This window comes from Marinomonas maritima (assembly GCF_024435075.2).
GTDB lineage: Bacteria > Pseudomonadota > Gammaproteobacteria > Pseudomonadales > Marinomonadaceae > Marinomonas > Marinomonas maritima.
Map to the genome: position 1 here is coordinate 171,803 of NZ_JAMZEG020000002.1, position 15,673 is coordinate 187,475.

Here is a 15,673-nt window from a genome sequence, read left to right on the forward strand (position 1 = left end):
GTTAGACTCTCGTTATTTGCGCATTTTAGGTGAGACAAACCACTCATAACCTTTCAACATGCCGTGCCAATAGAAGGGAGGCAACAGGTCTTCTTTGAGTATCCACGCTAATCTTGTCGCTTTCGTGCCGTTATTAAGCCAGTTGGGAAAGGTGGGCATTAATGTTCCACCATAGCCAAATTCTGCTAAGACGATTTTGCCTCTTTCAACAGTCAGTGGGCATGAGCCATAACCATCGTAAATGGCTCTAACCTTACGACCTTGTATTGTGTCGGCAATATTTTGCGCAACAACAGGTGCTTGTTTACGAACCGCCGCCATGGTTTTTGCATTCGGCGTATTGGCCACGTCACCCAATGACCAAATGTTGTTAAAGGTAGTATGTTGCAAGGTCTCTTTATCGACATTAACCCAGCCAGCATCATCGACTAAAGGGCTGTTGCGGATGAAATCTGGTGCGCTTTGTGGCGGACAAACGTGCAGCATATCGAACTCGGCTTCGACAACTGTTGGCTGGCCGTTTTCATCTTTTGCCGCGAAATAAGCGCGCTTGTTTGGGCCGTCTACTTTAACGAGGTTGTGGTTGAAATTCGTAGTGATCTGATATTTTTCGATGTAGCTTTGAAGGGCAGGTACATACTCGGATACTCCAAATAACACGCCGCCAGCATTGTAAAAAGAGACATCAATATTGTTAAGCATGTCTTGCTTAAACCAGTGATCGCAAGATAAGTACATCGCTTTTTGTGGCGCACCGGCGCATTTAATGGGCATCGGTGGTTGAGTGAAAATCGCTTTTCCGCTTTTAAGGTTCTGTGATAGTTCCCACGTGTAAGGCGCTAAATCGTATCGATAGTTAGATGTGACGCCATTGCGACCTAATGTTTCGGACAAGCCTTCAATGGCGTCCCAGTTCAGCTTAATACCAGCCGCTACCACTAAATATTGATAACCTATGTGGTGGCCATTCTCAAGCGTCACTTTGTTGTCGTTGGGGTGAAACGTTTTGACGGATTCCTTAAGCCATTTGGTTCCTTTAGGAATAACATCGGACATGTTTCTTCGTGTGCTTTCTGCTTTAAAAACCCCACCACCAACGAGTGTCCAGCCAGGTTGATAAAAATGATTGGCCGCGGGGTCTATTAAGCAAATGCTCAAATCTGGCTTACGTTTCAATAAGCTGGCCGCGGTGGATATGCCTGCTGTGCCAGCACCCACAATGACAACATCAAACGTCATATCATCAGAGGGTGCTTTTGATGACGTTTCAGTGGCTGCTTGCCAAATAACGCTAGAGCGGTTGCCTGTTCGACAATACGCATGAATGTTGTCGCCGTCCTTAATGACGGCTTTAAACGCTTCCACATCCGAAGGTTGCATTTGCCCACCGCTGAAGGGAATGTGCACGGCATTAATGTTTTTTTCTTTTGCCAAGGCTTTTACCTCAGCAAAAGTCAGTTGACCTTCTTCTTCATTATCAGGTCGGTTACAAATGATGAGAGTGATGCCTAGCTGTGACAAGGTTTCTACGTTGGCCAGGCTAATTTGATCAGACACCGAATAATTGTCCGTAATTTGTTTGCGTAACATGTTTGTTTCCTCGATGTTTTTATTAGAATTTATGTATTAATGAATACCGTTGGATTACTTAAAGGCATTCAATGGGATTTTTAAGTAAGCCAAGCCGTTATCTTCCGCTTTTGGCATATGCCCAGCCCGCATGTTGATTTGAAGTGAGGGTAGAATAAGGCGTGGCATGGCCAATGTTTTGTCTCGCGTTTCGCGTAAATTGACAAACACAGACTTACTAATGTCACTCTTGACGTGAATATTTCCTTCTCTTTGTGCTTTTACTGTCGTTTGAAACTCCAATTCGCGACCATTTGGACAATAGTCATGGCACATGAAAATACGATAATCTTCAGGCAAGGCTAATATTTTTTGAATGGAATCAAACAAAGTGCCGGCATCCCCGCCGGGAAAATCAGCGCGGGCTGTGCCGGCATCAGGCATGAATAACGTATCGCCCACGAATACCGCATCCCCCAAAATATGGGTAAAGCAAGCTGGTGTATGACCGGGAGTGTGCATTGCCACACATTGCATTGACCCCACTTGATACACTTCATCATCACTGAATAAGTGATCAAACTGGGAACCATCATGTTTAAAGTCGGCGCCTTCATGGAAGACGGTGGCAAAGGTGTCTTGCACGGTTGTAATGTGTTTGCCTATGCCGATTTGACCGCCTAGTTTTTCTTGCAAGTAAGGCGCGGCGGAAAGGTGATCCGCATGAACATGCGTTTCAATCAACCATTCAACAGTTAGTTTATGAGCGGCGACGTAGTTTACGATCTCATCGGCTCCCTTATAAGAAGTACTGCCTGAGGCATAATCAAAGTCTAAGACGCTATCAATAATCGCGCAGTTGGATGAATCTGGATCCTTAACCACGTACGAGAAAGTATTAGAGTCTTTATCAAAGAAAGCCGCGACATTGGGTTTTGTTATTGTGTTCGTCATTACTCTTTCCCTTTCGGTTTTGTCTTTAATTCGTAAATAACCGCTTATCGGTTTGATAACCTCCATAGAGCAGAAAGCATGCCAATGATGTGGTTTAAATATAACTCATTGAATTTAATGTGTTTATTGTATTTTATGAGTTTTTCTAATTAAATTAACTTTGACTAATATAGTGTAAATTGCCATATTTCGTTTTCAATTTTGACAAATATGACAATTTTTTATGAACATCATTGCATCCGATGTACCTTCTTATGAAGGGATGGCGAATATGTTAGAGGGCTATGACTGTCCTGCTATTTTAGTGTCTGTGGATTATCAAATATTAGCGATTAATCAACTTTACCGAAATGAATTTGGTGATGTTCCACTGCCTAAAAAAGCCCGTTGCTATGAGGTTTCTCATGGCTATACCGTTCCCTGCGATGAGGCCGGAGAGGATTGTCCTTTGTCTGCGGTAATGCACAGTGGTCATAAAGAACGAGTGCTTCATATCCACCAAACGCCGCGTGGAAAAGAGCATGTCGATGTAGAAATGCTGCCAATTCATGATGCTCAAGGTGAGCTGCTTTTCTTTGTTGAACTATTGCGAAGAGTGTCAATCGCCAGTGCTGAAAACATGAGCAACAAGCTGGTGGGGGCGAGTAAACGCTTTAATCAGATGTTAGAAAAAGTCACCCGAGTGAGTAGAAGTGAGGCTTCCGTTCTCTTATTGGGGGAATCAGGAAGTGGTAAAGAGCTAGTGGCGACGGCGGTTCATCAAGGTAGCCTGCGGGCCAATAATTCATTAGTAACGTTAGAGTGCGCGGGGCTTACCGACTCGCTGTTTGAAAGTGAACTGTTTGGTCATGTAAAAGGCTCTTTTACAGGAGCCAACAACAACCGAACAGGGCTGGTTGAGCTGGCCAATGGTGGGACTTTATTTTTAGATGAAATTGGTGATGTGCCACTTTCTATGCAGGTAAAACTGTTGCGTCTTATTGAAACGGGGTCTTTTCGGCCGGTGGGGTCCTCGACGATTAAGCACAGTAATTTCCGCTTAATTTGTGCGACTCATAAAAGCCTTGCTCAAATGGTGAGAGCAGGGGCGTTCCGTCAAGACCTCTATTACCGGATTAATGTTTTTCCTATTTATGTGCCTTCGCTGCGCGAGCGACAAGACGATCTGCCTTTGTTAATCAATACTTTACTTAAACGTATAAGCGAACGAAAAGAGTATCACCTCACCGATTCTGCCTTACAAATACTAAAGCGATACGATTTTCCGGGTAACATCCGAGAGCTGAGTAATATCCTTAACCGAGCGGTCATTCTGACGGACACCAATCTTATTGAACGCAGTACAATTCAAGAATGCTTGAATATTGATAATGAACTTAGCCAACAAAGTGATACTCCGTTAACACTGCCGTTGAGTTCTCATAAAATCCATGGTTTTGAAGAGAAGTGGGTGGATTTGAAAACTGCGGAAAAGCATTATTTATCTGACCTTATGGCGTTTCATAATAATGATAAAGAGAAGGTGGCGCAGGTGGCGGGTATTAGCCTTCGTTCTTTATATCGTAAGTTATAAAACTCTTGTTGGTACTATGAATCTTATACTTAACCAACATACTAAATAGCTGAAAGTGGCGACGAAAGCTATTGATCGTCGTGAACAAAAAATCCGATCTTACCCCTAGAGAAACAAGTGAGCTTGTTCGCACCTCCCTAGTCTATCCTCCCTAAGATGTTAACTGCTTATTGCCTGTCATGGATCACTGTTTGAGCCGTCGACATTACGCTAACGTAGTAGTTACAGATAAAAAATACAGCACTCCAGTGATTGAAGAGGGTAATCAATATTAAGTTTTATTACTTAGATTGAGCTTTCTTGGCGATGGGCATGATAGATGGTTTTGTATCGACCTGATTGGCGTTGGGATGTTAATAAAGGGATTAAGGCATGACAGACTTGCACACTAGCGTCAAAGAAGCAGAAGAAATCACCTCAGAAACAGCCCCCCTTAACACTGGTACTGTGATTTCGATACGCGGCAGTGTCGTGGATGTGCGTTTTGATCATCAGTTGCCACCGATTCGTACCTTGTTGCATACCGGAACCAAAAAACAGATTGCCATTGAGGTTTTTTCTCAATTAGACGCTCATCGAATTCGTTGTATTGCCCTGACGCCAACCCAAGGTCTTGCCCGTGGCATGTTGGTAGAAGACACTGGAAAGCCCCTACAAGCGCCGGTTGGAAAAGAGATTCTGTCGCGCATGTTCGATGTATTTGGCAACACCATTGATCAAAAAGCGCCACTGAAAGAGGTTCAATGGCGTTCCGTTCATAACGAACCACCCGCCTTAGAAAGACGCTCCACCAAGACACAAGTATTCGAAACCGGAATTAAGGTGATTGATGTCTTAATGCCGCTTGAGCGCGGCGGAAAAGCCGGTTTATTTGGCGGTGCGGGTGTTGGGAAAACCGTTCTGTTGACCGAAATGATTCATAACATGGTCGGTCAGCATGCAGGCGTGAGTATCTTTTGTGGCATTGGTGAACGTTGTCGTGAAGGTGAAGAGCTCTATCGCGAGATGAGAGACGCGGGCGTGTTGGATAACATGGTGATGATGTTTGGGCAAATGAATGAACCGCCCGGCGCGCGTTTTCGTGTGGGTCATGCGGCGTTAACCATGGCGGAGTATTTCCGTGACGACGAACATCGCGATGTTTTGTTACTCGTCGACAATATTTTTCGTTTCATTCAAGCGGGCATGGAAGTGTCTGGTTTAATGGGACAGATGCCTGCTCGGTTAGGTTATCAGCCAACCATGGGCACTGAATTATCACAATTAGAAGAACGTATTGCCAATACTGGCAGCGGCGCAATCACCTCGATTCAAGCCGTGTATGTGCCAGCCGATGACTTTACTGATCCTGCCGCCGTGCATACTTTTTCGCACCTTTCCGCCTCTATTGTACTGTCACGTAAACGTGCCAGTGAAGGGCTTTACCCCGCGATCGACCCGTTACAGTCCAGTTCAAAAATGGCGACGCCGAGTATTATCGGCAGACGACATTATGACCTTGCGCAGGATATTCGTCGTACGTTGGCGCAATACGCAGAGCTCAAAGACATCATTGCCATGCTCGGCATGGAACAGTTATCGCCAGAAGACCACAAGGTGGTCGGGCGAGCTCGACGTTTAGAGCGTTTTTTAACTCAGCCGTTTTTCACCACCGAGCAGTTCACCGGTATGTCTGGGAAATTGGTCAGTCTTGATGACGCGTTGGATGGTTGTGAACGGATTCTTAAAGACGAATTTGAAGACTATCCCGAAAGCGCGCTCTATATGATTGGCGCGATTGATGAAGCGCATAAAAAATACAAGCTACCTGGTGCAAAGGAGGATCAACATGGCACTAACGTACATGACGCTTAAGGTTTTGTTGCCTTACAAAGTCTTTGCCGAGGTACCCCAAGTCAAGCGCATTGTCGCGATGACGCATCAAGGCGCATTTGGCATTTTACCCAATAGATTGGACTGCGTCGCCGCGTTGTCAGCGGGCATCTTGGTCTTTGAAACAGAAGGTGCAGAAGAAACTTACCTTGCGGTGGATGAGGGCGTTTTGGTGAAAACGGGTTTGGATGTCAGGGTTTCTGTACGAAATGCCATGAGTGGCATGGGTTTGGACGCCTTGCGAGCCGCGGTAGAAAAAGAATTTATGCAGCTCGACGAGCAGGAACGAACGCTGCGTTCTGTGTTGACCAAGATGGAAAGTGGTTTTATTCAACGCTTGGTGGCGTTTAAGCCGGATACAAACGTGTTATGAAAAACGAGAATGAACCGAACTCTACATTGAAAAAAAAACCGCCCAGCAGCGATAGCCAACAAAACTACAGCCAGCAGGTGGGCGACATGGCGTCACGCAAGCTAAAGGCGCAGCGACATGTTAATAAAACCGTGTGGTCTGGGTTAGGGATGATGGGATTAATTGGCTGGTCTATAGCGATTCCCACGGTGCTCGGTGCAGGGCTTGGTATTTGGTTAGACGATCTTTATCCCGGTGGGCGTTCGTGGACATTGGCGCTGCTGGTCGTTGGTCTTTGTCTTGGCTGTTTTAATGCGTGGCACTGGGTCGATAAAGAAGACAAAGATATTCATCAACATGAGGATAACAATGATGCTGATTGATTTTAGCGACAACCTATGGGGCGGTATTGCCTACGCAATTTTTGTGGGCGTATTGCTAGGTGTTTTTTATTTTGCAGGACTTTGGTGGACCGTACGTCGACTAGGTTCTAGTCACTATATCGCGCCATTGTTTCTATTTAGTATGGTGTTTCGTATCAGTGTCGTCATGGTCAGCTTTTATGTCTTTTTGGGCAATGATTGGCGAACGTTATTACTGGGCTTACTCGGGTTCTTTGTACTGCGCTTGTTTGCTACGGGTCTCATTCGTTTAAAGGACAACCCTGTTGTCATCGCTCCCGTTCTGAGCATTAACGATGAACATTCTCATGCAGGTGATCGTTAATGCACCTCAGTCCGGATCAAATTATTTACTGGCAAATGGGGTTCTTTAAGCTCAATGCCACCATCGTATTTACTTGGTTGGTGATGTCAGTGCTGGTGGTGGCTTCTATCTTTATCACTCGTAAATTGTCTATCAATCTACAGAGCTCTCGCTGGCAGAATCTGTTGGAAGTGGTGGTGATCAACATCAGTAAACAGATCGAAGAAGTGGGACTAAGCCAACCTCATAAATACCTTGGTTTTTTGGGCTCGCTGTTTTTATTCATTGCGCTTTCTGCGCTTGGCACTGTGATTCCGGGGTTTGAACCACCCACAGGCTCGCTCTCTACCACGGTCGCTTTGGCTGTGTGTGTGTTGGTGGCAGTGCCGTTATTTGGTATTCAAGAGCAAGGGTTGGGTTGTTACCTTTCTTCTTATGCCAAGCCAACCATCATTATGCTGCCATTTAATATTATCAGTGAGGTGTCGCGAACCTTGGCGCTCGCGGTGCGATTGTTTGGCAATATGATGAGCGGCGCTATGATCATCGCGATTTTGCTTACCATTACGCCATTCTTGTTTCCTGTAGTGATGACACTACTGGGTTTGCTGACAGGCATAGTGCAAGCCTACATCTTTTTTATTCTGGCAACCGTGTACATCGCGGCGGCCACCCGTTCCCAAAAAACAGAAGTCCAACAAGCTGAGCCTAATGCGCCCAGTTAACTGTTATGACGATTTAACTTTAATGGCTATTTAATCTTATGAACATTTATGGAGTGACTATGGACAGCATGACGATTATTGCGGTGGTATCGATTATTACCGCGGGACTGACGATTGCCATCGGTGTTATTGGGCCGTCATTGGGGGAAGGTAAGGCTGTGGCGACCGCGTTGTCGTCATTGGCTCAGCAACCAGATGCCTCAGCAACCATTACCCGAACCTTGTTTGTGGGTTTGGCGATGATCGAATCCACCGCGATTTATTGTTTTGTGGTGTCAATGATTTTGCTGTTTGCCAACCCTTTCTGGAATTACGGCATTGCCCAAGCGACAGGTCAATAAATTATGTTGATTGATTGGTTTACCGTCATTGCGCAACTCATCAATTTTCTTGTTCTCGTGTGGTTGCTGAAGCGTTTTTTGTACCGTCCTATTCTTGATGCGATCGATGCACGTGAAAAACGCATTGTGGACGAGCTTGCTGATGCCGACGAAAAGAGAGCGGAAGCCGAGCAGCAGCGTGAGACATTCCAGCAAAAAAATGCAGAATTTGATCAGCACCGTGCCGCGAAAATGAGCAAAGTGACAAAAGACGCAAAAGCCGAAAAGGCGCGTTTGCTGAATGAAGTACGTGAAGAATCGGATGCGTTACGCAGCAAACTAGAATTGGCGCTTAAAAACGAGCAGCATAGTTTGCAGGATGCACTGAGTCAGCGAGCGCGAGAAGAAGTGTTTGCGATTGCTCGGAAAGCGTTGAGTGACCTTGCTGGCACCAGTTTAGAAGCACGCATGGCCGTTATTTTTGTGCAGCGTTTAGACGCATTAAAAGACGAAGAAAAAGCCAGCTTACAATCTGCCTTTGCAGGCTCGGATCAGCCTTTAATCGTTCATACGGCGTTTGATCTTCCAGAAGAGCAGACCGCGCTTATTAGAGCAGCACTTAAGGATATCTTGGGAGATTCGGTAGACATTCAGTTTGCTACTGAGCCTGCGGTCGTCAGTGGTATCGAAATCAATGCTAACGGTCAGAAAATAGCGTGGAGCATTGTCGACTACCTTGCCACATTAACTAAGCGTGTGAACCAAGTGTTGCAGTCCCATGACGATAGTCGCCAGCAGGATCAAAGCAAAGAGCAAGCCTCATGAAGTCTATGTTTGACGAATTATTCTCAGGCTTAGCTCAGGCACGACAATCTTTCGAGCCAGCATTAACGCCACGTGAAGTCGGTGTTATTACCAGCGTTGCTACCGGTATTGCCAAAGTGTCCGGCTTGCCAGGTGTGGGCTATGAAGAACTGCTTAAGTTTCCCGGTGATATTTATGGCATAGCCTTTAACGTGGATGAAAATGAAATTGGTGCCGTGTTGCTAGGTGACTATTGGCACTTACAGGCGGGCGATGAAGTTGAACGTCTCGGTCATGTCGTCGATGTACCCGTTGGTGAAAATTTGATCGGCCGTATCATCAACCCAATCGGTGAACCTCTGGATGGCAAAGGCAAACTAGTGGTCAGTGAACGTTTACCGGTTGAGCGACCATCGCCAGCGATTATGGATCGTGCCGCCGTTAGCGTACCTTTGCAAACTGGCATCAAGGTCATTGATGCCTTGATTCCGGTGGGTCGAGGACAGCGAGAATTGATTCTTGGTGATCGGCAAACCGGCAAGACGGCGATTGCGCTTGATACCATATTGAATCAGCGCGGAAAGAATGTGTTGTGCGTTTATTGCGCCATTGGACAACGTGCTTCTGGTGTTGCCAAAGTTATTGCGACGTTGCGTGAACAAGGCGCGCTGGAATACACCGTGGTGGTGGTAACCGAGGGGAACGATCCACCGGGGCTTGCGTACCTTGCGCCTTATGCGGCTACCAGTATTGCTGAGCACTTTATGGAAAAGGGCCGCGATGTACTGATTGTTTATGACGACCTGACACATCACGCACGAGCGTATCGTGAATTGTCACTCTTGTTACGTCGGCCGCCGGGTCGAGAAGCCTTCCCTGGTGATATTTTCTATATTCACTCGCGGCTTTTGGAACGGGCGACGCACTTAAGTGCCGAGCTTGGTGGTGGTTCATTGACTGCGTTGCCGATTATCGAAACCGAAGCGCAGGATATTTCAGCGTACATTCCTACCAATCTAATCTCTATCACCGATGGGCAGATTTATCTTTCGCCTGCGTTGTTTGAACTGGGGGTTTTGCCCGCAGTTGATGTGGGAAAATCAGTGTCTCGTGTTGGCGGTAAAGCCCAAAGAGCGGCGTACCGCGGCGTGACAGTCGATCTTAAATTAGCGTATGCCCAGTTTGAGGAGTTAGAAGCCTTTGCCCGTTTTGGGGCGCGATTAGACGATAATACGCTGAAAATTATTGAACATGGCCGACGCATTCGAGCGTGTTTGATGCAGCCTGAATTCGCTCCTGTGTCGATGGCAGAGCAAATTACTGTTTTGGTGGCACTGACGGCAGATTTGTTTGATGACATTTCTTTAGCGCACATGCCAGCGGCGGAGCAAGCGGTACGTGATGCGGCGATTAACATACCTGATCAGCTGGTTGAACGATTAGAAAGTTCTGAAAAATTAAGCAAGGAAAATAAAGCCGTTATCCTTCAGCTTGCACGCCAAGCGCTTGATGATTTTCAGTCAGACGTTGATTTAACAGGTTTGGATTGGACGGAGAAAGCGTCTAAGCAAACGCATTCAAGTGAGCCGTCATGACCGACAGCATCGCCAGTTTGCGCCATAAGATCACCAGTGCTAAAGACCTTCAATCCGTCGTGCGCAGTATGAAAACCATCGCGTCCTCGAGCATTGGGCAATATGAAAAAGCGGTTCATTCGCTGGACGATTATTACCAAACGGTGCAATTGGGGCTGGTGGCTTGTTTGTCAGCAAATACCCAATCGGCTGAGTTGGGCAGGCCTTTAGCGATCGTAAACCGATCTCAAAAAAACGTGTCAGGTGTGGGCGTGATTGTGTTTGGTTCGGATCAGGGATTGGTAGGACAATTCAATGAAGCGATGGTTGAATTTGTGGTTGAATCCTTGGCTAAGTTACCGGGTGAAAAAACCGTCTGGGCGGTTGGGGAGCGTGTACAGTCTCGCTTACTCGATACCGCACTCAAAACAGAAGACAGTTTTACCTTACCCGGCTCAATTCATACCATTACCGCACTGGTGGGCAACATTTTGATCGAACTGGAAGCGAAGCGCGAGCAAGGTGTGATTGATCAAGTATTTCTTTTTCATCATCGGCCCGAATCTGATTCGATTTATCGGCCAGTCTGTCAGCAACTACTGCCCTTGGACGCCGCTTGGCAGCACAATCTTGAGGGTATTCACTGGCCAACAAACAACCTTGCGGAAGTGATGCCAAATCAAGATCAAACACGGCGTGCGTTTGTGCGTGAATACTTGTTTGTTAGTTTATTTAGAGCGTGTGCAGAGTCGCTTGCCAGCGAGAACGCCAGTCGTCTCGCTGCTATGCAGCGAGCTGAAAAGAACATCGATGAATTACAAGAAAACCTAAACCAAACGTTTCACCGTTTGCGTCAAAGTGATATTGACGAAGAGTTGTTTGATGTCTTATCAGGCTTCAACGCGCTGAATTAGAACCTCGATCAATACTTCCTATAAAAAAACGTATGCTTTTTTTAAAGAGAGATGTGCTTGGTAAAAGCCAATCGCTTCAACCTCATAGCGATCCATAACGCGCTAAATTTTTAAAATACGCTTAGAAACGATTTGTGTTCAATCTTAGAACTCAGTAATAAGTGCGCTCATTGTAGATTTAATGATTTAGCGCAGTGTCAGTGTGTATTTAATCTTGCATTATAAAGTGGTGTTGTACATTTAAATTGAAAATTTGAGTATGGCAGGCTTTTAATTTAGTGGTGCTGAACTTAAGTGCTACTGATGTTTGGGTTTATTTTTCCTTTTATTTAAATTGTATTTTTTAAAATAACTGAATACGACTGTACTCATTATTTTAATGAAAGTGATTTTTTAAAAGGTGCTTTTTAAATAAAAAATAGAATCCCCCCGTTTTTTAAAGGACGTTAATAATGACTTTTAAATTTCCAACCGCGTATACCATTCTTTTTATTTTAATCGCATTGATCGCTGCTGGCACTTGGATTGTACCCGCTGGACAATATGACCGTGTTGAAAGTGTGGTACTAGGAAAAGAAGTGCCTGTCCCTGGTACTTATCAGCAAGTTGAAGCGAACCCCCAAGGTGTTGTTGATGTTTTCCTTGCGCCCATCGCTGGATTTTATAATCCAGACAGTTATGAGGCCGCGGCGATTGATGTGGCCTTATTTGTTCTGATTATTGGTGGTTTCTTAGGTGTGGTCACCAAAACGGGCGCGATTGATACTGGCGTTTCTCGCGCCATGGTGAAGCTGAAGGGCCATGAAAAATGGATGATACCGATTTTGATGGCGCTATTTGCGCTGGGCGGTAGCACCTATGGCATGGCCGAAGAATCACTGGCTTTTTACGCCTTACTGATTCCAGTGATGATAGCCGCAGGGTATGATTCTGTGGTGGTGGTGGGTATTATTTTATTGGGTGCTGGTATCGGAACGCTAGGTTCAACCATTAATCCCTTTGCGACGGTTATCGCTGCTAATGCGGCAGACATTCCTTTTACTCAAGGCATTGTATTGCGATTTTTTATCCTGCTTAGCGGTTGGTTGGCTTGCGTTGTCTATGTGATGCGCTACGCCGAAAAAGTCAAAAACAATCCTAAACTGTCTATTGTTGCTGATCATCAAGCGGATATAGAAGCGCAATTTTGTAAAAAAACTGACGTTGCCAGCGAGCTTGAGCTGACGCTTTCTCAGAAGTTGGTATTGGTTATTTTTGCCTTAACCTTTGCGGTGATGATTTGGGGTGTATCAAGTCAAGGCTGGTGGATGGCAAAAATGGGCGCGCTCTTTATTGCATCGTCTGTGTTGGTGGGGTTTGTCACTTGGATGGGGGAAAAAACCTTTACAGAAGTCTTTATCAATGGCGCCCGTGATTTATTAGGCGTGGCCATTATTATTGGAATTGCACGGGGTATTGTTGTTGTCATGGACGCCGGTCACATGACAGATACTATTTTGCATTTAGGTGAAGAAACCCTCAGTGGTTTATCGGCTGTCGTCTTTATCAATGCGATGTTTGGTATTGAAGTACTTATGTCGTTTTTTGTTCCTTCTTCCTCTGGTTTAGCGGTTTTAACCATGCCGATTATGGCGCCATTGGCTGATTTTTCTGGCGTAGGCCGTGAATTGGTGGTGACGGCGTATCAGTCTGCTAATGGACTGGTGAACTTATTTAATCCTACGTTTGCTGTGGTGATGGGCGGATTGGCCATTGCTAAGGTGCCTTACGAAAGATGGTTACGCTTTATTTGGCCGCTATTGTTGGTTCTTTGTCTCATCATTATGGGCTCTCTCAGTGTTGTCGCGCTAAGCGCATAAGCCTTGGCTTATTCGTACCTTTTTTGGCCTTGATGAATTGTTTTTGTGCTTGGCCTTAGGTTTTTTCAACCACTTTTTAGGACACGATTATGATCGAATTTGGCGTTCACTCCGAAGTAGGCAAGTTACGAAAAGTTATTGTCTGCCGACCGGGTCTTGCCCATTCCCGCCTCACACCGGCCAATGCCGCGGAGTTATTGTACGACGATGTGTTGTGGGTTCAGCAGGCGCGGACAGACCACATGGACTTCTGTATGAAAATGGAGAGTCGTGGCGTAAAAGTACTCGAATTTGGGTTGTTATTAGAACAAACCTTACGCGATAAAACGGCGCGGGCTTGGGTTCTTGATCGTCGTATTAACGAGAATCAAGTGGGTGTTGGTATGTTGAATGATTTGCGCAGTTGGCTCGATGATATGCCGGCTGAGCAATTGTCTATTTACCTTATTGGTGGTATTTCAGTTCATGATTTACCTTTCCAATCTCATGGCATGTTCGGTAACTATCTTGGGGTTGATGGTTTTGTCATTCCCCCGTTACCAAATACACAATTTACCCGAGATAACAGCAGTTGGATTTACAACGGTGTCACAGTAAACCCTATGTATTGGCCGGCACGCCGTCCAGAAACATTATTAATTACCGCGGTATATCGCTTTCATCCTGAGTTTGCACCTGCCTTTAACAATGGCGATTTTAAAATTTGGTGGGGTGACCCAGATCAGGATCATGGTCCAGCAACCGCCGAAGGGGGCGATGTGATGGCCTGGGGCAATGGCAGTGTGTTGATCGGAATGGGCGAGCGCACGTCGCCACAAGCGGTTGGGCAAATTGCCAAACGACTCTTTGAGCAGGGTGCAGCCACTCGAGTGATTGCTTGTCAAATGCCTCGTTCTCGTTCTGCCATGCACCTTGATACCGTATTTAGCCATTGTGATCGAGATGTCGTTACGGCTTTTACCGATGTGTGTGATGAGATTCAATGTTATAGCCTACGACCAGGCGATAACGCTGGGCAGATTGATTTTCGTAAAGAGAAGAAACACTTGTTTTCCCTCGCAGCGGAATGCTTAGGCATTAAAAAACTCAACGTGGTGCAAACCGGCGGTGACCATTATCAAAAAGAACGCGAGCAATGGGATGACGGCAATAACGTCGTTGCACTGGAGCCCGGAGTGGTGGTTGCTTATGACCGTAATACTTATACCAATACCTTATTGCGCAAAGCGGGCGTAGAAGTGATTACGGTGAGTGGTGCAGAATTAGGCCGAGGTCGCGGCGGCGGTCATTGTATGACGTGTCCTATTTGGCGTGACCCAGTTGAATATTAGGTCGTAACGTCAGACTTTTTAATCACTTTTTTAAATGCACCTGTTACCAATATTACTCATTGTTATTAGCTAAATTCACATTATTTGAATTTATCTGATTCTTATTCAAGGAATTTAAAATGTCGTTCAATTTACGTAATAGAAACTTTCTTAAGTTATTAGATTTTAGTCAGCGAGATGTTAATTTTTTATTAGATTTGTCTCGGGATCTTAAACGTGCGAAATACAGTGGTATGGAGCAACAGGGATTAAAAGGCAAAAATATTTGTCTGATCTTTGAAAAGTCATCGACTCGAACTATGTGTGCGTTTGAAGTCGCTTCTTTTGATCAAGGTGCACAAGTGACTTATTTAGGGCCTTCTGGTTCACAAATCGGTAAGAAGGAGTCAATGAAAGACACGGCTCGTGTGCTGGGTAGAATGTTCGACGCGATTGAATACCGTGGCTTTGGTCAGGACGTTGTGGAAGAGCTTGCTCAATACGCGGGTGTGCCAGTGTACAACGGTTTAACCAATGAATTTCATCCAACTCAAATGCTGGCCGATTTGTTAACCATGCGTGAACACAGTGGCAAACCATTGAGTGAAGTAAGTTACGCCTATGTGGGCGACGCTCACTCTAATATGGGTCATTCGCTGATGATTGCAGGTTGTCTAATGGGCATGGATGTTCGTATTGCGGCGCCTAAATCCCTATGGCCGAGTGATGAGTTTTTAAAACCAGCACGTGAGTTAGAAAAGCGCTATGGCGGTAAACTGACCATCACAGAAGATCCTAAGGAAGCGGTTAAGGGATGTGATTTTATCCATACCGATGTTTGGGTTTCTATGGGTGAACCGGATAGTGTTTGGGAAGAGCGTATTAAACTGTTAACGCCTTACCGTGTCGACAGTGCTTTGATGCAATCGACAGGCAACAGTGCCACCAAATTCATGCATTGCCTACCGGCCTTTCATAACCGCGACACGGATGTGGGCGAAGAAATTTTCCAAAAATTTGGCATTACTGAAATGGAGGTTTCCGATGACGTATTTGAATCGGTAGCGGGCATTCAGTTTGATCAAGCAGAGAACCGTTTGCACACCATCAAGGCGATGCTAGTGGCAACGTTAGGAAATTAA

The 15,673-nt window shown here is 45.6% G+C and carries 15 protein-coding genes; 13 read left to right on the forward strand and 2 right to left on the reverse strand.

Annotated elements, in window-relative coordinates; all coding sequences use genetic code 11:
* Positions 1 to 12: 12 nt before the first annotated feature.
* Together M3I01_RS06895 and M3I01_RS06900 are read right to left on the reverse strand one after the other, a co-directional pair.
* On the reverse strand, positions 13 to 1,590 hold the full coding sequence (locus M3I01_RS06895) for a bifunctional protein tyrosine phosphatase family protein/NAD(P)/FAD-dependent oxidoreductase (protein WP_255895048.1): 1,578 nt from the start codon (positions 1,588 to 1,590) through the stop codon (positions 13 to 15).
* 54 nt (positions 1,591 to 1,644) lie between these two features.
* On the reverse strand, positions 1,645 to 2,523 hold the full coding sequence (locus M3I01_RS06900; protein WP_255895049.1) for an MBL fold metallo-hydrolase: 879 nt from the start codon (positions 2,521 to 2,523) through the stop codon (positions 1,645 to 1,647).
* 223 nt (positions 2,524 to 2,746) lie between these two features.
* Here M3I01_RS06900 and M3I01_RS06905 point away from each other — a divergent pair, with 223 nt between their 5' ends.
* The 13 genes from M3I01_RS06905 to argF all read left to right on the forward strand — a co-directional run bounded on the left by M3I01_RS06905 (position 2,747) and on the right by argF (position 15,673).
* On the forward strand, positions 2,747 to 4,096 hold the full coding sequence (locus M3I01_RS06905; RefSeq protein WP_275564991.1) for a sigma-54 interaction domain-containing protein: 1,350 nt from the start codon (positions 2,747 to 2,749) through the stop codon (positions 4,094 to 4,096).
* A gap of 372 nt (positions 4,097 to 4,468) precedes the next feature.
* Positions 4,469 to 5,950: a F0F1 ATP synthase subunit beta gene (atpD, locus tag M3I01_RS06910; RefSeq protein ID WP_255895050.1), complete on the forward strand. Its 1,482-nt coding sequence runs from the start codon at positions 4,469 to 4,471 to the stop codon at positions 5,948 to 5,950.
* On the forward strand, positions 5,925 to 6,341 hold the full coding sequence (locus M3I01_RS06915) for a F0F1 ATP synthase subunit epsilon (protein ID WP_255895051.1): 417 nt from the start codon (positions 5,925 to 5,927) through the stop codon (positions 6,339 to 6,341). The genes atpD and M3I01_RS06915 overlap by 26 nt, the downstream gene beginning before the upstream one ends.
* A complete protein-coding gene (locus M3I01_RS06920; protein WP_255895052.1) occupies positions 6,338 to 6,703 on the forward strand; it encodes an AtpZ/AtpI family protein in 366 nt (121 codons plus the stop codon). Before M3I01_RS06915 ends, M3I01_RS06920 begins: the two co-directional genes overlap by 4 nt.
* On the forward strand, positions 6,690 to 7,046 hold the full coding sequence (locus M3I01_RS06925) for an N-ATPase subunit AtpR (protein WP_255895053.1): 357 nt from the start codon (positions 6,690 to 6,692) through the stop codon (positions 7,044 to 7,046). Before M3I01_RS06920 ends, M3I01_RS06925 begins: the two co-directional genes overlap by 14 nt.
* Complete coding sequence (locus M3I01_RS06930; protein WP_255895054.1) at positions 7,046 to 7,750, forward strand: F0F1 ATP synthase subunit A; 705 nt, start codon at positions 7,046 to 7,048, stop codon at positions 7,748 to 7,750. The genes M3I01_RS06925 and M3I01_RS06930 overlap by 1 nt, the downstream gene beginning before the upstream one ends.
* A gap of 59 nt (positions 7,751 to 7,809) precedes the next feature.
* Positions 7,810 to 8,091, forward strand: coding sequence for a F0F1 ATP synthase subunit C (locus M3I01_RS06935; RefSeq protein WP_112140065.1), 282 nt, complete (start codon positions 7,810 to 7,812; stop codon positions 8,089 to 8,091).
* 3 nt (positions 8,092 to 8,094) lie between these two features.
* Positions 8,095 to 8,895, forward strand: a complete 801-nt coding sequence (locus M3I01_RS06940) for a F0F1 ATP synthase subunit B family protein (RefSeq protein WP_255895055.1) — start codon at positions 8,095 to 8,097, stop codon at positions 8,893 to 8,895.
* Complete coding sequence (locus tag M3I01_RS06945; RefSeq protein WP_255895057.1) at positions 8,892 to 10,469, forward strand: alternate F1F0 ATPase, F1 subunit alpha; 1,578 nt, start codon at positions 8,892 to 8,894, stop codon at positions 10,467 to 10,469. Before M3I01_RS06940 ends, M3I01_RS06945 begins: the two co-directional genes overlap by 4 nt.
* Entirely contained in the window at positions 10,466 to 11,362 is an 897-nt protein-coding gene (locus M3I01_RS06950) for a F0F1 ATP synthase subunit gamma (protein WP_255895058.1), read from the forward strand. Before M3I01_RS06945 ends, M3I01_RS06950 begins: the two co-directional genes overlap by 4 nt.
* 452 nt (positions 11,363 to 11,814) lie before the next feature.
* Positions 11,815 to 13,221, forward strand: a complete 1,407-nt coding sequence (locus M3I01_RS06955) for a YfcC family protein (protein WP_255895059.1) — start codon at positions 11,815 to 11,817, stop codon at positions 13,219 to 13,221.
* 89 nt (positions 13,222 to 13,310) lie between these two features.
* On the forward strand, positions 13,311 to 14,552 hold the full coding sequence (locus M3I01_RS06960; protein WP_275564992.1) for an arginine deiminase: 1,242 nt from the start codon (positions 13,311 to 13,313) through the stop codon (positions 14,550 to 14,552).
* 119 nt (positions 14,553 to 14,671) lie between these two features.
* Positions 14,672 to 15,673, forward strand: a complete 1,002-nt coding sequence (argF, locus tag M3I01_RS06965) for an ornithine carbamoyltransferase (protein WP_112140055.1) — start codon at positions 14,672 to 14,674, stop codon at positions 15,671 to 15,673.